General features: G+C 66.4%; 19 protein-coding genes. 14 read left to right on the forward strand and 5 right to left on the reverse strand.

Translation table 11 applies throughout. From position 1 onward, the window contains the following. Positions 1–29: 29 nt before the first annotated feature. Positions 30–1,223: an alkane 1-monooxygenase gene (locus tag CLN94_RS03275; protein WP_096431091.1), complete on the reverse strand. Its 1,194-nt coding sequence runs from the start codon at positions 1,221–1,223 to the stop codon at positions 30–32. A 209-nt stretch (positions 1,224–1,432) separates the two neighbouring features. Between CLN94_RS03275 and ftsY the strand changes: the two genes are divergently transcribed. Together ftsY and CLN94_RS03285 are read left to right on the forward strand one after the other, a co-directional pair. Next, the gene (ftsY, locus tag CLN94_RS03280) at positions 1,433–2,500 is read left to right on the forward strand and encodes a signal recognition particle-docking protein FtsY (protein WP_096431092.1); all 1,068 of its coding nucleotides are present in this window, start codon (positions 1,433–1,435) and stop codon (positions 2,498–2,500) included. Continuing rightward, positions 2,497–3,069 carry a hypothetical protein gene (locus CLN94_RS03285; RefSeq protein ID WP_096431094.1) on the forward strand — a complete coding sequence of 191 codons (573 nt, stop codon included), beginning with the start codon at positions 2,497–2,499 and terminating at the stop codon, positions 3,067–3,069. The genes ftsY and CLN94_RS03285 overlap by 4 nt, the downstream gene beginning before the upstream one ends. A 13-nt stretch (positions 3,070–3,082) precedes the next feature. On the opposite strand, the gene CLN94_RS03290 is transcribed toward CLN94_RS03285, so the two are convergent. Beyond that, positions 3,083–3,664 (reverse strand): MgtC/SapB family protein, encoded by a 582-nt coding sequence (locus CLN94_RS03290; protein WP_342744520.1) that lies wholly within the window; start codon positions 3,662–3,664, stop codon positions 3,083–3,085. A gap of 24 nt (positions 3,665–3,688) precedes the next feature. Between CLN94_RS03290 and CLN94_RS03295 the strand changes: the two genes are divergently transcribed. The 12 genes from CLN94_RS03295 to CLN94_RS03350 all read left to right on the forward strand — a co-directional run bounded on the left by CLN94_RS03295 (position 3,689) and on the right by CLN94_RS03350 (position 16,008). Continuing rightward, positions 3,689–4,588, forward strand: coding sequence for an EamA family transporter (locus CLN94_RS03295; RefSeq protein WP_096431096.1), 900 nt, complete (start codon positions 3,689–3,691; stop codon positions 4,586–4,588). Positions 4,589–4,592: 4 nt separating this feature from the next. Further along, entirely contained in the window at positions 4,593–5,234 is a 642-nt protein-coding gene (locus CLN94_RS03300) for an inner membrane-spanning protein YciB (RefSeq protein ID WP_096431098.1), read from the forward strand. Continuing rightward, positions 5,218–5,985, forward strand: a complete 768-nt coding sequence (locus tag CLN94_RS03305; protein WP_179300216.1) for an alpha/beta fold hydrolase — start codon at positions 5,218–5,220, stop codon at positions 5,983–5,985. The genes CLN94_RS03300 and CLN94_RS03305 overlap by 17 nt, the downstream gene beginning before the upstream one ends. Positions 5,986–6,074: 89 nt before the next feature. Then, positions 6,075–7,253 (forward strand): aminotransferase class V-fold PLP-dependent enzyme, encoded by a 1,179-nt coding sequence (locus tag CLN94_RS03310; protein ID WP_096431102.1) that lies wholly within the window; start codon positions 6,075–6,077, stop codon positions 7,251–7,253. A 73-nt stretch (positions 7,254–7,326) separates the two neighbouring features. Continuing rightward, positions 7,327–8,421: a GTP cyclohydrolase FolE2 gene (folE2, locus tag CLN94_RS03315; protein ID WP_096431466.1), complete on the forward strand. Its 1,095-nt coding sequence runs from the start codon at positions 7,327–7,329 to the stop codon at positions 8,419–8,421. A 95-nt stretch (positions 8,422–8,516) separates the two neighbouring features. After that, positions 8,517–8,912, forward strand: coding sequence for a hypothetical protein (locus CLN94_RS03320; RefSeq protein WP_096431104.1), 396 nt, complete (start codon positions 8,517–8,519; stop codon positions 8,910–8,912). A 115-nt stretch (positions 8,913–9,027) separates the two neighbouring features. Continuing rightward, positions 9,028–11,106 carry a TonB-dependent receptor domain-containing protein gene (locus CLN94_RS03325; RefSeq protein ID WP_179300217.1) on the forward strand — a complete coding sequence of 693 codons (2,079 nt, stop codon included), beginning with the start codon at positions 9,028–9,030 and terminating at the stop codon, positions 11,104–11,106. Positions 11,107–11,161: 55 nt separating this feature from the next. Beyond that, entirely contained in the window at positions 11,162–11,836 is a 675-nt protein-coding gene (locus CLN94_RS03330; RefSeq protein ID WP_245845060.1) for a MotA/TolQ/ExbB proton channel family protein, read from the forward strand. Next, positions 11,836–12,219: an ExbD/TolR family protein gene (locus CLN94_RS03335; RefSeq protein ID WP_096431109.1), complete on the forward strand. Its 384-nt coding sequence runs from the start codon at positions 11,836–11,838 to the stop codon at positions 12,217–12,219. Before CLN94_RS03330 ends, CLN94_RS03335 begins: the two co-directional genes overlap by 1 nt. A gap of 3 nt (positions 12,220–12,222) precedes the next feature. Further along, the gene (locus CLN94_RS03340; protein WP_096431111.1) at positions 12,223–12,666 is read left to right on the forward strand and encodes an ExbD/TolR family protein; all 444 of its coding nucleotides are present in this window, start codon (positions 12,223–12,225) and stop codon (positions 12,664–12,666) included. Continuing rightward, positions 12,663–13,469, forward strand: coding sequence for a cell envelope integrity TolA family protein (locus tag CLN94_RS03345; RefSeq protein ID WP_096431113.1), 807 nt, complete (start codon positions 12,663–12,665; stop codon positions 13,467–13,469). Before CLN94_RS03340 ends, CLN94_RS03345 begins: the two co-directional genes overlap by 4 nt. Before the next feature lie 91 nt (positions 13,470–13,560). Continuing rightward, positions 13,561–16,008 carry an ATP-dependent helicase gene (locus tag CLN94_RS03350; RefSeq protein WP_096431115.1) on the forward strand — a complete coding sequence of 816 codons (2,448 nt, stop codon included), beginning with the start codon at positions 13,561–13,563 and terminating at the stop codon, positions 16,006–16,008. A gap of 48 nt (positions 16,009–16,056) precedes the next feature. On the opposite strand, the gene CLN94_RS03355 is transcribed toward CLN94_RS03350, so the two are convergent. The 3 genes from CLN94_RS03355 to CLN94_RS03365 form a co-directional block, all read right to left on the reverse strand. Next, entirely contained in the window at positions 16,057–16,452 is a 396-nt protein-coding gene (locus CLN94_RS03355; RefSeq protein ID WP_096431116.1) for a hypothetical protein, read from the reverse strand. Positions 16,453–16,538: 86 nt separating this feature from the next. Then, the gene (locus CLN94_RS03360; RefSeq protein ID WP_096431118.1) at positions 16,539–17,336 is read right to left on the reverse strand and encodes a 23S rRNA (adenine(2030)-N(6))-methyltransferase RlmJ; all 798 of its coding nucleotides are present in this window, start codon (positions 17,334–17,336) and stop codon (positions 16,539–16,541) included. 467 nt (positions 17,337–17,803) lie between these two features. After that, positions 17,804–18,007 (reverse strand): DUF1127 domain-containing protein, encoded by a 204-nt coding sequence (locus CLN94_RS03365; protein WP_096431120.1) that lies wholly within the window; start codon positions 18,005–18,007, stop codon positions 17,804–17,806. Between the last annotated feature and the right edge of the window lie 191 nt (positions 18,008–18,198).

Genomic DNA, 18,198 nt, shown 5'->3' on the forward strand with positions numbered 1-18,198 from the left:
GCCAAGTTTTGGTGAAACCCGGGTCAGAGTCACCGGGTGGCGGCTTTTTGCTGGGCGCGCAGCGCGAGCACGCGCTTGTCCATCACCCGCCGCCACAGCGTCGGGATGAGCGCCAGCGTCGCCATTGCCGGCAGCGAGCGTGGCAGGATCGGGCGGCCGGGCGCGTCGGTCTGGCCCAGTCGCAGCGCCGGATAGACGCGGGCGGGATGGGCGTGATGGTCCGAATGGCGCGGCGCGTTCAACATCCAGAGCGACGAGACCGGATCGGGCGCGTCCCAGGAATGGCGCTCATCGGTGGGCGCATAGCGGCCATTGCCGAGTGCGGCGCGCTCCAGCCCGTAATGCTGCACGTAATCCGACAGCAGAAGCTGGATCTGCGCGTAGAGGCACAGAAGGATATAGGCCAGGAGCCCGTCGAGGCCAAAGAGCTGCCCCATCAGCACGAGGAAGGCGAGCCCGCCGAGGACATATTCCAGATAGGGCCGGGCCAGCGTGACGTGGGTCATCAGATCGCCCAGAGCGCCAGTTTGCGCGGGGGCGTTCTGCGCCAGACGCGCGGCGCGCAGGTTGCGCTCCATCTCGAAGCCCGCGACGAAAGACCCGATCCAGGCGCGCGGGGCAAAGGCCCAGAACGACTCGCCCAGGGCGGCGGTGTTCGGGTCGTCGGGCGTTGCGGCAAAGCGGTGATGCACATGGCGATGCGCCGAGGTGTGATGCCCGAACAGAAGCGAGATATAGACCCATTTCCCGAGGTTGAAGGTCAGCTTGTCGCTGCGGTGGATCATTTCGTGGGCGTTCGAATTCGAGACCTGCCCGAAGAACAGCCCGAAGGCCCAGAACACCAGAACCCAGCTGACCGGGCCATAGCCCGCGTCACCCGACAGCGACCAGATCGCGAGGAACAGCAGCACGAAATGCAGCCCCGCCAGCCCCTGCGAGAGCCGGTCGGCACCGGGAAAATCGCTGCCCTCGGGCGCGTCTGGGACAGGGCGGCGCAGCAGCCGATCGAGCGCAAAGGTCAGCCCGCCGATCCACAAAAGCGCCGCCAGCGCGAAGCCGCCTCCGAAAAACGCCGCCAGCACCAGAAGCGGCACCGGCGCCAGCGTCACCAGCGCGAAGGCCTGCACCGTCGGTGCCCCGGTTTCGGGCGACAGCAGCGCGCCAAGCCGTGCGCGCAGGCCTTGCGGTGCGGCGGGATCCTGAGGGTCTTGGTCAGAGGTCATGGGCAAAAGGGCCTTTGGCTCGGTCGGCGCGATTTTAACGCGGCGCGCGCGGCGAAGTCATCCCGTCGCGGCGCGCCTGCGGCCTTTTTTCCATGCTGTGGCGGGGGCGCCGCGTTCCGCCTTTGGCTTGAACCTGCGCCGCGAATGGGCAAGAAACGGGAAAACCCGTTTGGCCCTTGATGATCGGGCCCCGTGAAAGGCCCTCCGGCATGTCGTTTTTCAACAAGCTCAAATCCCGCCTGACGCGGTCCTCCTCGAAGCTCGAAGAGGGGCTGGATGCGATCGTGGCCGAGGGCGGGGCCGAGGAGGCTGTAGCGGCGGCCCCTGCGGCGTCGGCCGAGACGCCCGCCGCTGCGCCCACGCCCGAACCCACGCCCGAACCCGAGGCGAAGAAGCCGGGGCTCCTGGGGCGGCTGATCGGGCGGGGTGCGCCGGACGCGCCGCGCCGGGTGCTCGATGACGAGATGCTCGAAAGCCTCGAAGAGCTGCTGATCGCGTCCGATATGGGCGTGGATACGGCGCTGCGGGTCTCGGCGAACCTGGCCGAGGGGCGGATGGGGCGCAAGATCTCCGTGCCCGAGCTGAAGGCCGCGCTGGCGGGGGAGGTCGCGCGGATCATGGAGCCGGTCGCGAAACCGCTGCCGATCTATCCGAAAAAGCCGCAGGTCGTGCTGGTCGTGGGGGTGAACGGGTCGGGGAAAACCACGACGATCGGCAAGCTCGCCTCGCAGTTCAAGGCGGCGGGCAAGTCGGTGGTGATCGCGGCGGGTGACACGTTCCGCGCGGCGGCGGTCGAACAGCTCAAGGTCTGGGGCGATCGCGCGGGCGTGCCGGTACTGACCGCGCCCGAGGGCTCGGACCCGGCGAGCCTTGCGTTCGACGCGATGGCCAAGGCCGAGGCCGATGGCGCCGACCTTCTGATGATCGACACCGCCGGGCGGCTGCAGAACCGCGCCGACCTGATGGAAGAGCTGGCGAAAATCGTGCGCGTGATCCGCAAGCGCGACGAGAGCGCGCCGCATAACACGCTCTTGGTTCTGGATGCGACGACCGGGCAGAACGCGCTCTCGCAGGTCGAGATTTTCTCGAAGATCGCCGATGTCTCGGGGCTGGTGATGACCAAGCTCGACGGCACCGCCAAGGGCGGCGTGCTGGTGGCGCTGGCCGATAAATTCGGCCTGCCGATCCACGCGATCGGCGTGGGCGAGCAGATCGACGACCTCGCGCCCTTCGACCCCGAAGACTTCGCCCGCGCGCTGGTCGGGGCGGAGGAATGACCCTCGACACCGCCGCTGACTATTTCGGGTCCGGCAAGTTCTGGTTCGACGCGACGATCCTGACGGCACTGGCGAGCTTCGTCTGGTCGCTGATCCGGCGCCTGACCGAGATCGCGCTGTTTCGCATCGCGCTGCGCACCAAGGAGATCGAGGTCACCTTTCGCGCGCGCCCCGATGTGCCCGACGAGCTGCGCGCGCTGCGCTGCCTGATGGTGCGCTATGGCAATGATGCCTACCTGCACGAGATGGCGAGCGACCTCGAACGCTATCACGGGCGGCTGCGCAACCGGATCCTGCCGGTGACGGTGTCTGAGTGCGAAGACGGCGGGCGGCGGGTCACGTTACGGATCAAGCTGCACAAGCGGCTGGGGACGCAGTTCAAGTTCTTCGTCGATGTGATGGGCGACCCCGAGCCGGTGATCGCCTATCTCGGGGCGCATGAAAACGTGTATGACATCTCGCTCTCGCCGCGGCCGGGGCAGAAGAAGCGCATCTTCTTCCTGGTGCGCGACTATCCCACGATCACCACGATCGACGGATTCGAGAACAACATGATCTGGCCGGTGTGATGGCGCGCGGGGCTCAGTCGGTGGGCTCGTGCGGGGCCGAGCGGCGGCGCTCGACAGAGGTGCCGGCCATCAGGGCCTCTTCGGCGGCCTCGCGTTCGCTCTTGTGTTCGATCCGGTCCTCGAGCACCCGGAACAGCCATTGCACGATCACCGTCAGCGCCGAGGCCAGCGCCGCCAGCCCGATGCTGCCCGAGCCGCAAGCCAGCCCCACCGCGCCCGCGAGCCACATCCCCGCGCCGGTGGTCAGCCCCTTGACCAGCCGCCCCGTCACGATGATCGAGCCCGCCGCGAGGAAAGCCACCCCCGAGGTCACCGCGCCGATCAGGCGCAGGATGTCGTGGCGCGCGCCGCCGTCCGCGCCATCCGTCGCCTCGGTCAGGGCGACCAGCTCGAAGGCGATCAGCGCGAACAGCGCCGCCGCGATCGAGATCAGCATATGCGTGCGCAGCCCGGCCGATTTGTGGTGCCATTCGCGCTCAAACCCGATCGCGCCGCCCAGAACCAGCGCCGCGATCAGCCGCATCGCCGCCACCGAGGGCGGTGTCGCGGTGAAAGAGGTTGCAAGATCGTTCCAGAGGTTCGACAGGATATCCAAGGTGCAACTCCGCAAGGTGAGATCATGAGCGAGTTTATCCGCTCCCTCGAAGGCACGCCAGCGGGCCATGACGCCGCGCTGGCGCTGGCGCTTCTGGCGGCGCTGCTGCATGCGCTGTTCGGTGCGCTGCAGAAGGGGCGCCATGATCCCTGGCTTTCGCGCGCGGCGATCGACGCGAGCTATGGCGCGATCGCAGCCCCCTTCGCGCTGTTTGTCGTGCCTTGGCCCGAGCCGCATATGTGGCCGATCTTCGCCGGCGTGTTCGTGATTCACGCGGGCTACAAGCTGGCGCAGGCGATGACCTACACGCGCGGCGCCTATACGGTCGTCTATCCGGTGGTGCGCGGCACGGGGCCGTTCTTCACCGTGATCGGCGCGGGTTTCCTCTTCGGCGAGCATTTCACGCTCGGCCAATGGGCGGGGGTGGGGCTGTTGCTGGCCGGGATATACGGGCTCGCGATCTATAACCTGCGCACGATCAAGGTCGGGCGCGAAACGATGGTGCCCGCGCTGGCGTTTGCCGCGCTGACCGGGGCTTTTGTCGCGCTCTATACGACCTATGACGCCTATGGCATCCGCGCCACTGCCGACCCGTTCACCTTCCTCGCGTGGTTTTTCTTTATCGACGGCTGGTTTATGCCCGTCATCACCTATCGCCGCTGGCGCCACCTGCCCAGCTCCGAGCTGATGCCTTTGCTGAGCAGGGGTGTCATTGGCGCGTTTGTCGCCTATTTCAGCTTTGGTGCGATCATGATGGCGACGCGGCTCGACAAGGTGGGCGAGGCGGCGGTGCTGCGTGAAACCTCGACCGTGTTTGCCGCGCTGATCGGATGGCTGGTGCTGGGCGAAAAGGTGGGGCCGCGGCGCACCGCATTGATGGGATTGATCGCGGTGGGTGCCGTGGTCGTGGAAATGGCAGGATGAGGCAATGACGGAACAGAATTCATCGGGGCAGGTTTCGGGACGGGCGATCCCGGGCAAGCTCAAGGCGGCGCTGGAATACGGGCCGCTCCTGGTGTTTTTCGCCGCCTTCTATCTGTTCAAGGAGCGCGCGATCACGGTCGCGGGCACGGAATACAGCGGCTTCATCGTGGCGACCGCGATCTTCGTGCCGGTGCTGGTGGCGGCGATGGCGGTGCAATACGCGATCACGCGGCATCTTTCGGTGATGCAGATCGTGACGCTGGTGCTGGTGCTGGCCTTTGGCGGGCTGACGGTCTGGCTGAATGATCCGACCTTCTTCAAGATGAAGCCGACGCTGATTTACCTCCTGTTCGCCGGCGCGCTGGGCGTCGGGCTGATGCGCGGCAAGCCCTGGCTGCAGGCGGTGATGGGCGAGGTGCTGCCGATGACCCATGAAGGCTGGATGATCCTGACGCGCCGCTTCACCGCGCTGTTCCTCGGGCTCGCGCTCGCCAACGAGATCGTCTGGCGCACCATGTCCGATGAGGTCTGGGTGAATTTCAAGACCTTCGGCCTGACCGCGATCATGTTCATTTTCATCATGACCCAAAGCGGCGTGATCTCGCGCCATGGCATCGACAAGGACGAGGATGTTGGACCGAACTGAAGGCATGGAGCTTCTGGTCGAAGAGGGCCCGATCCGTGCCGTCTATGCCGAGGGGCAGGGCACGGATCTGGTGATCTCGTTCTCGTCGATCGGGCGAAAACGTAATGAACCGCCGCCACATGAGTTCGTCGGTGCAGCGATCGGCAAGCACAAGCGGCACGCGCTGTTCGTGACCGATTTCTCGCGCAGCTGGGCGAATGCGCCCGAGTTCGGAGCGGCGTTGCAGGCGGCGGTCGAACGGGTTCGGGCACGCCATGAGATTACCCGGATAACCACGCTGGGCCTGTCCATGGGTGGCTTCAGTGCCCTGTCGGCGCAAGCCATTCTGCCGCTGGATGCAATCGTCGCGATTTCCCCGCAATATTCGATCCTGAAGCGCCATGTCGGCCCGGAAACGCGCTGGCTGCACTGGCGCAAGCGGATCGCGCGGCCCCTGGCCTTTCCGGTCGCGCCCTTGCCCGGGCGGCGCGCGGCGACGCGGGTCTTTCTGTTGCACGGGATGGTGGATGATGCGGCCCATGCGCTGGCCTTCGCGCCCAGTCGGGGCGTCGATCACTTCCTCTTCCCCGAGCGCACCCATTCCGATCTTGGCCGCCACCTGAAATCCACCGGCCAGCTCGCGCCGCTGATCGACGCCGCGATCGAAGGCGACCGGCGCGCCGTGGTCCGCGCCGTGCGCCGTGCGGGGGGCGATTTCCGGGCCCGCATTCTCGCCGGGGCGGAGGGTGCGCAGACACATTCAGCGCCTTGAATTGAAGGGCGAAACGCGGGTTCGGGTGGTGGGACAGGTTGACGCACCCGGGCGCGCGCGTTAGGGCAGGTCCAGCTATGGAGGCCCGCATGTCCAAGGATTGGAACACCCGCACGAAACTCGTCCACGAGGGCACCCGCCGCTCGCAATATGGCGAGATGGCCGAGGCGATGTTCCTGACGCAGGGCTTCGTCTACCCGTCGGCCGAGGCCGCCGCCGCGCGCTTTGAAACGCTGGGCGAGGATGAATTCATCTATGCCCGCTACGGCAACCCGACCACGCGCATGTTCGAGGACCGGATGGCCGCGATCGAAGGCACCGAGGATGCCTTTGCCTGCGCCTCGGGGATGGCCGCGATTCACGGCGCGCTGGCCGCGCTGGTAAAGGGCGGGGACCATATCGTCGCCGCGCGGCAGATGTTTGGCTCCTGCCTCAAGGTGCTGGAATTCCTGCAGACTTTCGGCGTGGCGGTGACGCTGGTCGATGGCGTGAAGCTTGAAGAGTGGCGCGCCGCGATGCGCCCCAATACCAAGGTCTGCTTCTTTGAGAGCGTCTCGAACCCCGGGCTCGAGGTGATCGACATCGCGGGCGTGGCCAAAATCGCCCATGAGGGCGGCGCAGTGGTGCTGGTCGATAACGCCTTTGCATCGCCGGTGTTCTCGCGCGCGGCCGAGCTTGGCGCCGATGTCATCGCCTATTCCGCGACCAAGCATATCGACGGCGGCGGCCGGGTGCTGGGCGGCGTCGTCTGCGGCACGCGCGCCTTCATTCGCGGGCCTCTGGAAACCTATGTCAAACACACCGGCGGCGCGATGAGCCCGTTCCACGCCTGGGTTCTCCTGAACGGGTTGCAGACGCTGGATCTGCGCGTGCGGGCGCAGGCGGTGAACGCGGCGGCGGTGGCCAGCTCGGTCGCGGGGCATAACAAGCTCGCGCGCACGATCTATCCGGGGCTGACCACGCATCCGCAGCACGCGCTCGCGATCGAGCAGATGGGCGCGGGCGGCACGATGGTGGCCTTCGAGTTCAACGGCGGGCGCGAGGCTGCGTTCCGTTTCCTCAATGCTCTGGAAATCATCAAGATTTCCAACAATCTGGGCGATGCGCGTTCGATCGCGACGCACCCGGCGACGACCACCCATTCCTCGATGACGCCGGAAAAGCGCCTCGAAGTGGGCGTGACCGAAGGGCTGGTGCGGATCTCGCTTGGCATCGAGGATGGCGCCGATCTGATCGCCGACATCAAGGCCGCACTGGAAGCGGTTTGACGCGCCGCTTTCCCTTGGACATTCCCGCCCTGCACCCCATATGGTGCATGGCCCGGGGATGCCGGAGGGAAGGATGAACCATCTCGACAAGATCAGCCCGCCAGATATGGCGCAGGCGAAATCCGCACTGGACGTGCTGCGCGACTGGGCGGCCTCGGCCAGCCCCGAAGAGGTTGCCGCGCTCGACCCGGCGATCGCGCGGCTTCTGCCCGGCACGCCTTTGTCGAATTACCCCGACCTGAAACGCGACTATGACGCGGACTTCACCGTGGACGCGGCCTACAAGGCGTCGCTGCCCGACCTGCAGAACGGCCCCGCCTCGCTGATCGTCGGCGCCAAGACCCGGATCGAACATGTCGGCATTTCCAATTTCCGCCTGCCGATCCGTTACCGCCTGAAAGACGGCGGCGAGGTCACGCTGGAGACCTCGGTCACCGGCACGGTCAGCCTTGAGGCGGAAAAGAAGGGCATCAACATGAGCCGCATCATGCGGTCGTTCTATGCCCATGCCGAGCGCGATTTCTCGGCCGAGGTGATGGCGCACGCGGTCGATGATTACAAAGACCATCTCGAAAGCTTCGACGCGCGGCTGCAGATGCGCTTTTCCTTCCCGGTGAAGATTGAAAGCCTGCGCTCGGGGCTGGCGGGCTGGCAATATTACGACATCGCGCTGGAGCAGCTCGATCAGGCGGGCACGCGGCGCCAGATCATCCATCTCGATTACGTCTATTCCTCGACCTGCCCCTGTTCGCTCGAACTGTCCGAACATGCACGGCGCGCGCGCGGGCAGCTGGCGACGCCGCATTCGCAGCGCTCGGTGGCGCGGATCTCGGTGGTGGCCGAAGAGGGCGACTGCCTCTGGTTCGAAGACTTGATCGCCATCGCCCGCGCCGCCGTGCCGACCGAAACGCAGGTGATGGTCAAGCGCGAGGACGAGCAGGCCTTTGCCGAGCTGAACGCCGCCAACCCGATCTTTGTCGAGGATGCGGTGCGCGCCTTTGCCGCCGGGCTTCTGGCCGATCCGCGCGTGGGCGATTTCCGCGTCGTGGCCAGCCATCAGGAAAGCCTGCACAGCCATGATGCGGTGGCGCTCCTGACCGAGGGGCCGACCTTCGCCGCCGAAAGCCTCGATCCGCGGCTCTTCGCCTCGCTCGTGCATCCGGGCTGAACCACAGGGTTTTTTCGCAACATGTGTCGGTTTGTCACAGACCGACTTGACCTGTGCGGTTGCGCAATCCGTCGCAATTCGCGACTCCTGTGCCCATGAAACGGGCTTTCGACATTTCCGGGCTGATGCGCAGCGCCTTGATGGCGGTGCTGAGCCTGCTTTTGTCGGCGCAGGTGGCGCTGAGCTTCGTCAGCTATGAGGCGCCGCTCAAGGATGGCGAGATTCGCTCGATCATCTGCGGCCCCGAGGGCTTCCTGACCGTCACCATTGATCTGGTGACCGGCGAGGTCGATGTTACCCATTCCGAGACGGTGCAGGATCGCTGCCCCTTCTGCGTGGTGGGCGCGGCCCTGGTGGCGCCGGGCTTTGTCGCGCCCGAGCGGATCACCGAATTTCATCTTGCCGCGCTTGATCTGCCGGCTGACCTGACCGCAGAGCCCACGCGCCCCGAGGGCCTGCGCGCGATCCGGGCACCACCCGCATCCCTTTGATTCGCCTCGACAACTGACATTTGCACCCGTCTTCGCCCGTTTGGGCCGAAGGGCGAATATGCGGCCGCGCCGAATGCGCTGGGCCCGGGTTACGAGACATCAAGGGACTGAACTCATGAACTATTCCACTCTGACGCGCCTGAGCGTGACGGCGGCGCTGCTGTGCTCGCTGGCTCCGGCGGCTTTCGCGCAGGACGCGGACGAAACCGCTTTCACGCTCGACCCGATCTACCTGATCCTCGAACGCGCCAAGACCAAGGCGGCGAGCTATGAATTTTCGCCCAAGCAGGTCGAGGGCGCGCCCGTGGCCGATGCGGGCGAATTGCTCGACCGCGTGCCGGGCGTCTCGATCAACCGCATGGGTGGCCATGCCGCCGATATCGTGATCCGCGGCCAGCAGGCCGACCAAATCAACGTGATCGACGCCGGCTCGGTGAGCTTCGGCGGCTGCCCGAACCGGATGGACCCGCCGACCTCCTCGGCGGCTCTGGCGCGCGCCGACCGGATCATCGTCGAGCGCGGCTATTCCTCGGTGACCAACGGGCCGGGCGGCACCGGCGGCACCGTCAAGCTCGAGCGCGACGCGCCCGAATTCGAAGAGGGCAAGCGGATCTCGGGCACGCTGAGCACTGGCTACACCGACAATGGCAACCGGTTCGAGATCGGCGGCAACATCTCGGTCGATCTGGGTGGCGGCTTCTACATGGAGGCGAGCGGCGAATACAAGGATGCCGACAATTACGACGCCGGCGGTGGCCGCGAAGAGCGCACCGCCTTCACCAGCCGCGCCACCGGCCTGACCTTCGGCTACAAGGGCGAGAGCGGCGAGATCGCGCTGGATATCGAGCGCAACAAGGCCGAGGACGTGCTGTTCTCGGGCGCCAGCATGGACAGCCCGCTGTCGGATGCCAAGGTCTACCGCCTGCGCGGCGGCCTCGATGTCGACATGGGCTCGCTCAAGCGGATCGAGGCCAGCATCTACCGCAGCGACATCTATCACATCATGGATAACTTCTCGCTGCGTGGCCTGCCGATGGGCGGCTATGTGCCTTCGGATTCGGTGACCGACGGCGGCAAGATCGAAGGCCAGTTCGACTTCGGCGCGACCACCGCGAAGCTCGGTGTCGATTACCGCTCGAACAATCGCCGCGCGATCAACTACATGGGCCCGGCCGCCGTGGTCGAGGCCGAGACCCCCGGCGCCGCGCGCTACCTGATGTGGCCCGACACCACGATCTCGCAGACCGGGCTTTACCTCGAAACCGAGACCGCGCTGTCGGCGAAAACCACGCTCAAGGGCGGGCTGCGCTATGACCATGTGCGCGCGACGGCAGGCTGGGCCGACGGGCTGGAGGGTTATCCGCCCTCGATCGTTCCGAACGACCTCTATGATGCGGTCTATGGCAACATCTATGATGGCGCCTATACCGAGGACAACTTCGGCGCGCTCCTGCGGCTAGAGCATGAGCTGAGCGCGACCACCAAGGTCTTTGCCGGGCTGTCGCGCTCGGTGCGCACGGGGGATGCGAACGAACGCTCGATCGCCCGCGGGACCGTTATCGATGGTGTGGTTTCGGCCAATGCCTGGGTTGGTGACCCCGGTATCGACCCGGAAAAACACCTCCAGTTCGATGTCGGTATCGAGACCTCGACCGAGACCTGGGGCTATACCGCCACGGTCTATGTCGATCGCGTCAACGACTATATCCTGCGCGATCAGTTTTCGATGCCGGGCATGACGCTTTACCGCAATATCGACGCCGATCTGGCCGGCGTCGAACTGAGCGGTTACTGGCGTTCGGGCAACTGGGAGTTCGCGGGCGACGCGACCTATACCTATGGCGAGAACCGCGATGACGACCGGGCGCTGGCGCAGATCCCGCCGCTCGAAGGCTCGCTCAGCGCGATCTACAACATGGATGACTGGCGCTTTGGCGGGCGGGTGAACTTTGCCGCCGCGCAGCACCGCTATGATGCTTCGCGTGATGGCGGGCCGACGCCGGGCTATGCGACGCTCGACCTGTTCGGCAGCTACGCGCTGAACGACAAGGCGCAGCTGATCGCTGGCGTCGACAACGTGCTCGACAAGGCCTATGCGAAGCACCTGAGCCGCACCAACGTCTTCGACACCGAGGTGGAGCGGGTGATGGAGCCGGGCCGCAGCGTCTATGTGAAGCTCGAAGCCAAGTTCTAAAATCATCGGGGGCGTGCTATGGGTGCGCCCCCGTTTCTCTGAAGTGGAGCGAATGATGGAAACCGGACTTGCGGCGGAAGGCTTGGGCCTCGGCTTTGACCCGCAGCAGATCGTGGCCTTCCTCGATACCGGGGGGATGGCGCTCTGGGCGATCGGCATCCTGTCGGTGGCGACGGTCGCGCTGATCCTGTGGAAGGTCTGGCGGCTGGCGCTGGGCGGCGCGTGGTCGGGCGGGCGCCATGCCGAGGCGGCGGTTGCGTTGTGGCAAAAGGGCGAGCGGTCGCAGGCGCGGGCGCGGCTTGACGGGCGGCGCAGCCTGCGGGCGCAGCTCGCGCATCGCGCGATGGAGGTGCTCTGCGATCCGGCGATGCCCGATGCTCTGGCACGCGAAGAGACCGAGCGGCTGGCGCGCTCGCTCCTGACGCAGGCGCGGGCGGGGCTGCGCGGGCTTGAACTGGCGGCGACGATCGGGCCGCTGCTGGGGCTTCTGGGTACGGTGACCGGTATGATCGCGGCTTTTCAGGCCCTGCAAGAGGCTGGCAGCCGCGCCGATCCCGCGATGCTTGCGGGCGGCATCTGGGAGGCGCTTCTGACCACCGCCGCCGGCATGGCCGTGGCGATCCCCGCGCAGATCGCGCTGACCTGGTTCGACAGCGTCATCGACAGCCTGCGCCATGACATGGAAGACATCGCCACCCGCCTCTTTGTCACCAACGAGACGATCGGCTGATGTTCCGTTTCGACCAGCCCGCGCCCCGGCGCCGACCGGACCTCACGCCGATGATCGACGTGGTGTTCCTGTTGCTGGTCTTTTTCATGCTGGTCTCGCGGTTTTCCGGCGAGACGAGCCTTGCGCTGACGCCTGCGGGCGGCTCTGGCGCGGGCGAGTGGCAGGGCCCGCCGCGCGTGGTCGAGATCTGGGCCGACGGGCGGGTGCTGTTGAACGGGATCGAGGCCGCGACCGAAGATCTGGCCGCGGCGCTTCTGCCGATGATGCCGACGCCCGACGCGCCCGTGGTGCTGCGCACGCGCGACGCCGATCTGCAGGCGCTGGCGGAGGTGGTCGAGGCGCTCGCGGCGCAGGGCATCACCCGCGTGATCGTGATGGAGTGAGCCATGCGTTTCTCGCCGCCCCCCATCCGCCGCACCAATGTCACGCTGCTTCCGATGATCAACGTGGTCTTCCTGCTGCTGATCTTCTTCTTGCTCGCTGGCGAGATGCGCCCCGCCGAGCCGTTCCCGATCGAGCCTCCCGAGGTGCGCGCCGAAGCCGAGGCGGAGGGCGAATTCACGCTCTGGCTGGGGGCCGATGGTACGCTGGTCTTCCGTGATCTGCAGGCGCCGGAGGGCAGTGACGACAGCGCCTTGATGGCCGCGCTGGCCGAGGCGCAGGCGGGTTATTGCGCAAAAAACGACTGTGCCGCGCAGCCGCCGAACCTGCTTTTGCGCGCCGATCGCAGCCTACCCGCGAGCCGTCTGGCCGGGTTGATGCCGCATCTGGGCGCGTTGGGCTTTGGCCGGGTCGACTTGATCGCGGCCTCGGTCGGGGGGGCGCCATGACCCGCCCGGGCACCCTCGGCCTTCTGGTCTTCGGCCTCGTCTCGCTGGGCCTGCATGCGGCGGCCTTCGGGCTGTTCGCGCAGTCGGGCTCGCTTGAGGCTGCGGGTGAGGGGGGTGATGCGGTGCTGAGCCTCGTGGCCTCGGACGCGGCGCTTGAGGCGCTGGTCGAGGAATGGGAGATCGCCGAGACCCCCGAGGAGATCGCGCCGCCCGATCTGGCCCCGCCGCCTCCGCCGCCGCCCTCGGAGTTGCCTGAACTGGCGCCGCTGGCCGAGCTGTCGCGCCCGATGCTGGCGCTGCCCATCCCCGAAGAGGAGGCCGCGCCCGAAACCCCGCCGCCTCCGCCGGAACCCGAGCCGAAACCGGAGCCCAAGCCCGACCCCCCGAAGAAGCAGGCCAAGAAACCCAGCAAAGCCGCGGCCGCTACCCCCGCGCAACGCGCCCAGGGCGCAGGCGGCGGCAGCGCGCGCGGCAACCGTCAGGCGGGGCAATCGGCCACCGCCTCAAGCGGCCAGATCCGCAGCGCCATCGCAGAATGGGGCGCCTCGATTCGCAGCCGGATCGAGCGCAACAAGCGCGCGCCCGAGTTTGCGCCGGGGCAGGGCGGCTCGGTCACCCTGCGCCTGCAGGTCTCGCGGGGCGGTGCGTTGCAGGGCGTCTCGGTGGCGAAATCCTCGGGCAATTCCCGCGTCGACCGCGCAGCCCTTGCCGCCGTGCGCCGCGCTGGCGCCTTTCCCGCAGCGCCCAGCCTGCTGACCGACGCGAGCTATCGCTTCAACCTGCGCATCACCGTCGGGAACTGAGCCGCAAGCCCGCCGTCGTGCGGGGTTAATTTGCGTGAACAATCGCAGAACATGGCTTTTCCTTGCGCCGCCGCCCCGCTAGATTGGCGCCATGAGCGATTTCGACGACGATCCCTATGAAAGCCTGAGCCTGTCGCAGCGCGCGATGATGGCCGCGCGCCCCGCGCCGGAGCCCGACTTTGGCTATCTGGGCGACCTGAACCCCGCGCAGCGCGAGGCCGTCGAGACGTTTGACGGGCCGGTCCTGATGCTGGCGGGCGCGGGCACGGGCAAGACCAAGGCGCTGATCTCGCGCATCGCGCATCTGATCCTGACCCATCGCGCCGAGCCTTGGCAGATCTTGGCAGTGACGTTCACCAACAAGGCCGCGCGCGAAATGAAGCAACGCATCGGCGCGTTTCTGGGCGGCGATGCCGAGGGCATGCCCTGGCTCGGCACCTTCCACGCGATCTGCGTCAAGCTCCTGCGCCGCCATGCCGAGCTTGCCGGGCTGAAATCGAATTTCACCATTCTCGACACTGACGATCAGATCCGCCTGCTGAAGCAGGTGATCGCGGCGGCGGATATGGACGAGAAACGCTGGCCCGCGCGGCAACTGGCGGGGATCATCGACGGCTGGAAAAACCGCGCGCTCACGCCCGAGCGGGTGACCGGCGCCGAGACCGCCGCCTTCAACAACCGTGGCTCCGAGCTTTACGCCGCCTATCAGGCGCGGCTGCGCACGCTGAACGCGGTCGATTTCGGCGACCTGCTCCTGCATATGGTCACGATCTTTCAGGCCCATCCCGATGTGCTCGCGCTTTATCAGCGCCGCTTCAAATACATCCTCGTCGACGAGTATCAGGACACCAACGTCGCGCAATATCTCTGGCTGCGGCTCTTGGCACAGGGGCATCGCAACATCTGTTGCGTGGGCGATGATGACCAGTCGATCTATGGCTGGCGCGGTGCCGAAGTGGGCAATATCCTGCGGTTCGAAAAGGATTTTCCCGGCGCCAAGGTGGTCCGGCTCGAACAGAATTACCGCTCGACGCCGCATATTCTGGCCGCCGCCTCGGGGCTGATCGCACGCAATGAAAGCCGCCTCGGCAAGACGCTCTGGACCGAGACCGAAGGCGGCGAAAAGGTGCGGCTGTTCAGCTATTGGGACGGCGAGGAAGAGGCCCGCGCGATCGGCGAAGAGATCGAGGCGCTCCAGCGCGGCACCCGTGGCCAGCCGCCGCGCGGCCTTGATGACATCGCGATCCTCGTGCGCGCCAGCCACCAGATGCGCGCCTTCGAGGACCGGTTTCTCTCGATCGGGTTGCCCTATCGCGTGGTCGGTGGCCCGCGCTTCTACGAGCGACTCGAAATCCGCGATGCGATGGCCTATTTCCGCCTCGCCGTCAGCCCCGATGACGGGCTGGCCTTTGAGCGGGTGGTGAACACGCCGCGCCGGGGCTTGGGCGACAAGGCGGTGCAGGTGATCCATCAGCGTGCGCGCGATGGTGATCTGACGATGTTCATGGCGGCGCGCGCGGTGGTTGCCGAAAAGCTGATATCCGGCAAGGGCTTGGGGCAGCTGCGGCAGTTCTGCGAGATGATCGAGCGTTGGCATGAAGCAGTGATCGCGGTGCCGATGCCCGTCTTCACCGAGGATGACGACGGTGTGCTGATCGAGGCCGATACCGGCGCGCCCGAGACGCCCGGATACGACCATATCCGGCTGGCCGAGCAGATCCTTGAGGAAAGCGGCTACACGGCGATGTGGCTCGCCGACAAGACGGCCGAGGCACCGGGCCGGCTTGAGAACCTCAAGGAACTGGTCAAGGCGCTTGAGCAGTTCGACAACCTGCAGGGCTTCCTTGAGCATGTCGCGCTGATCATGGAGAACGAAAGCAGCGAGAGCGGCGAGAAGGTCACGATCATGACGCTGCACGCGGCGAAGGGGCTGGAGTTTCCGGCGGTCTTCCTGCCCGGCTGGGAGGAGGGCCTGTTCCCGAGCCAGCGCGCGATGGACGAGACCGGGCAGAAGGGCCTCGAGGAGGAGCGCCGGCTGGGATATGTGGGCATCACCCGCGCCGAGGAACTGTGCACGATTTCCTTTGCGGGGAACCGCCGCGTTTACGGCCAATGGCAATCGCAATTGCCGTCGCGCTTCATCGACGAATTGCCCGCGGCCCATGTCGAAGTGCAAAGCGCGCCGGGGCTTTATGCGGGGCGGCAGTCGCGTGGATATGAGGGCGGTTTCGGCGGTGGCGGCGGATCGCGGCTTGAGGCGCGTGCGGCGCAGGCCGATGCCTATGCCTCTCCGGGCTGGAAGCGCCTTCAGGCCTCGGGTGTGCAGCCGGGTGCTGCCGGGGCGTCACGCCCGCGCGCGATCCGGCCTTCGGCGTCGGAGGTCCCGGAATTCGCCATTGGCGAGCGCGTGTTCCACCAGAAATTCGGCTATGGCGAGGTGATTGACGCCGAGGCCGACACGATGGTGATCGAGTTCGACAAGGCGGGCACGAAACACGTCAAATCGGCCTTTGTGCGCCCGGCCGACAAGGCGGATTGACGTGCCGTTCTGAACGGCACGCCAGAGAGTGTGGTCAGAGCAGCAGGCTTAGACCGGGCCCAGGTCGTAGGGCTCTTGAGGCGGCGGCTCCATCGCGGGCGCAGAGGATTCGGTGTCGGTGTAGCCGCCGCTCAGGCCGAAATCGACGCTTCCGCCGGGCCCGAAGCCCATGTCGAGGCCGATGTAGCTGTCATTGCCGAGACGCGCGATGCCGATCGTCGGGCGCACCCGCTTCGAGCCGAACATGTAGTCGAGGCCGATGGAGCCGACGGTCGAATCCTCTTCGTCATCCGAGAAGACGCGCGCACCGACGCCGACGTCAACGCCCGCGCCCTTGCCGAAGGCAAAGCTGACGCCAACGCCGAGCGCCGGATCGGCATAGGCCGGGGCGGCCAGCCCGAGAATAAGGGCAAGGCCCGAAAGTTTGAGGGGGGCAAACGTCATGGTTCTGTCCTTTTGATCCAATTCAACGCCCGCAAGCTATCACGTAACCACGTGGATCAAAGAGGAAATCCGGAAAAATGTCGCGCTCAGAGCGCGCGGAACAGCCGCTCGATCCGTTGCGCCTCGCCTTCGAGGCCCCAGGGCGGGTTCACGATGAACATCCCCGACCCGATCATGCCATGGCCCTCGCGCGCGGGCGGGAATCGCACCTCGGAGGAAAGAGCCTCGGGGAAGGCCGCGCGCAACCCGCGCGCCATTGCGGCCTGAGCGGGGGCGACGGGCACTTGCGGCGCGAGAATCGGATACCAGAGCGCGATCACTCCAACGTTCCATTTGCGTGCGACCTGGCCGATCAGCTTCGGGATCGCGTCGTAATCGGATTTCACCTCGAAGGAGGGGTCGATCAGCAGCACGCCGCGCCGGGGCGTGGGCGGGGTCAGCGCCAGCGCCATCTGCAGGCCGTCTTTCTGGTGGAAGACGCCGCCATGGGGCTTCATCGTCTCGCGCAGGGCGGCGAATTCCTGCGGGTGCAGTTCGCAGAGCTGAATGGCGTCGATCGGGCGCAGCAGCGTCGCCGCCAGCAGCGGCGAGCCGGGATAGGCGCGCTTGCCATGCGCCGCCCGCACCGCCTTGAGCGCGCGCGCATAGGGATGATCGGGCGCGAACCAGTTCATCCGCTCGATCCGTTCGACCCCCTGCGCCGCCTCGCCGGTCTTTTGCGCCTCGGCCGCATCAAGCGCATAAAGCCCGCGCCCGGCATGCGTTTCGAGGTAGCTCAGCGGTTTGTCCTTGCGCGTGAGGTAGTCAAGCATCGCCGCCATCAGCGCGTGCTTGTGCACATCGGCCAGATTTCCCGCGTGATAGCTGTGCTGGTAGGAAAGCATTTCGTTCCACCCCGTTCCTGGCCTGTTTCCCCCTGATGCCCGCGCCCGGTCGCGGGCGCAAGGGCGAAGGCCCGGAAATGAAAACGGCGGCGCCCGGGAGGAGGAGGGGCGCCGCCGCTTCTTCTACCGCTGGCTCAGGGAGGAGGAGAGAGCCGCGGCCTTGGTTTGGTGCACCCCGGGAGGAGGAGGGGGTTGCACCCTGTCGGAGGGTTTAAGGGAGGAGGAAGACCCACCGACAATTCCTGCCCGTTTCGTGAAATGCGGCGACCCCAGGGAGGAGGAGGGGGCCGCCGCCTTCACAACGCGGCCTCTGGGAGGAGGAGTGAGGCCTGCGTATCGGGCTTCCGGCATCGGATCGTCGCGATCCGCAGGGCCGGTATCTGAAAGGTGGCACCCTCAGGGAGGAGGAGGAGGGTGCCACCGATTTCCGAGACCCAGGGAGGAGGAGGGGTCTCAGGAACCTTTATTTACTTCCCGTAGGCGGCCTCCTGGGCCACGCGGGTAATCATCGAGCGATGGAGGCCCATGTCCTCCAGTTCGCGGTTCGACAGAGACTTCAGCTCGCGGAGCGTCTGACGATAGACCTTGCGCCGCGCCCATGCTTCGGTCAGCGCCGAGAACAGCGCACCAAAACCGGTTTCAGCCGTGCGAGCGTCGTGGACCAGAGCCATGTCGTTCTGCCTTCAAGAGTTTCCGACCCGGGCGATGCCCATCGCGGTGAGTTTGCCTGTGCGCTGTTCGGCGCTGTTGAGGTCAAAATGGAGAAAATGCTGCAGGTGCACAATTGCCCTTCGCGTCAATTCTGCCATGCGGAAAATGCATATCCCGTGCTGACCTATTTTCCCCCACGTAACCCTGGGCC

Origin of the sequence: Pseudothioclava arenosa (assembly GCF_002358085.1) — a bacterium.
Taxonomy (GTDB): Bacteria; Pseudomonadota; Alphaproteobacteria; order Rhodobacterales; family Rhodobacteraceae; genus Pseudothioclava; species Pseudothioclava arenosa.

Coding starts and splice junctions, on each gene's coding strand:
- CLN94_RS03275 (WP_096431091.1), bottom strand. CDS start 1,223: ATGACCTCTGACCAAGACCCTCAGGATCCCGCCGCACCGCAAGGCCTG.
- ftsY (WP_096431092.1), top strand. CDS start 1,433: ATGTCGTTTTTCAACAAGCTCAAATCCCGCCTGACGCGGTCCTCCTCG.
- CLN94_RS03285 (WP_096431094.1), top strand. CDS start 2,497: ATGACCCTCGACACCGCCGCTGACTATTTCGGGTCCGGCAAGTTCTGG.
- CLN94_RS03295 (WP_096431096.1), top strand. CDS start 3,689: ATGAGCGAGTTTATCCGCTCCCTCGAAGGCACGCCAGCGGGCCATGAC.
- CLN94_RS03300 (WP_096431098.1), top strand. CDS start 4,593: ATGACGGAACAGAATTCATCGGGGCAGGTTTCGGGACGGGCGATCCCG.
- CLN94_RS03305 (WP_179300216.1), top strand. CDS start 5,218: ATGTTGGACCGAACTGAAGGCATGGAGCTTCTGGTCGAAGAGGGCCCG.
- CLN94_RS03310 (WP_096431102.1), top strand. CDS start 6,075: ATGTCCAAGGATTGGAACACCCGCACGAAACTCGTCCACGAGGGCACC.
- folE2 (WP_096431466.1), top strand. CDS start 7,327: ATGAACCATCTCGACAAGATCAGCCCGCCAGATATGGCGCAGGCGAAA.
- CLN94_RS03320 (WP_096431104.1), top strand. CDS start 8,517: ATGAAACGGGCTTTCGACATTTCCGGGCTGATGCGCAGCGCCTTGATG.
- CLN94_RS03325 (WP_179300217.1), top strand. CDS start 9,028: ATGAACTATTCCACTCTGACGCGCCTGAGCGTGACGGCGGCGCTGCTG.
- CLN94_RS03330 (WP_245845060.1), top strand. CDS start 11,162: ATGGAAACCGGACTTGCGGCGGAAGGCTTGGGCCTCGGCTTTGACCCG.
- CLN94_RS03335 (WP_096431109.1), top strand. CDS start 11,836: ATGTTCCGTTTCGACCAGCCCGCGCCCCGGCGCCGACCGGACCTCACG.
- CLN94_RS03340 (WP_096431111.1), top strand. CDS start 12,223: ATGCGTTTCTCGCCGCCCCCCATCCGCCGCACCAATGTCACGCTGCTT.
- CLN94_RS03345 (WP_096431113.1), top strand. CDS start 12,663: ATGACCCGCCCGGGCACCCTCGGCCTTCTGGTCTTCGGCCTCGTCTCG.
- CLN94_RS03350 (WP_096431115.1), top strand. CDS start 13,561: ATGAGCGATTTCGACGACGATCCCTATGAAAGCCTGAGCCTGTCGCAG.
- CLN94_RS03355 (WP_096431116.1), bottom strand. CDS start 16,452: ATGACGTTTGCCCCCCTCAAACTTTCGGGCCTTGCCCTTATTCTCGGG.
- CLN94_RS03360 (WP_096431118.1), bottom strand. CDS start 17,336: ATGCTTTCCTACCAGCACAGCTATCACGCGGGAAATCTGGCCGATGTG.
- CLN94_RS03365 (WP_096431120.1), bottom strand. CDS start 18,007: ATGGCTCTGGTCCACGACGCTCGCACGGCTGAAACCGGTTTTGGTGCG.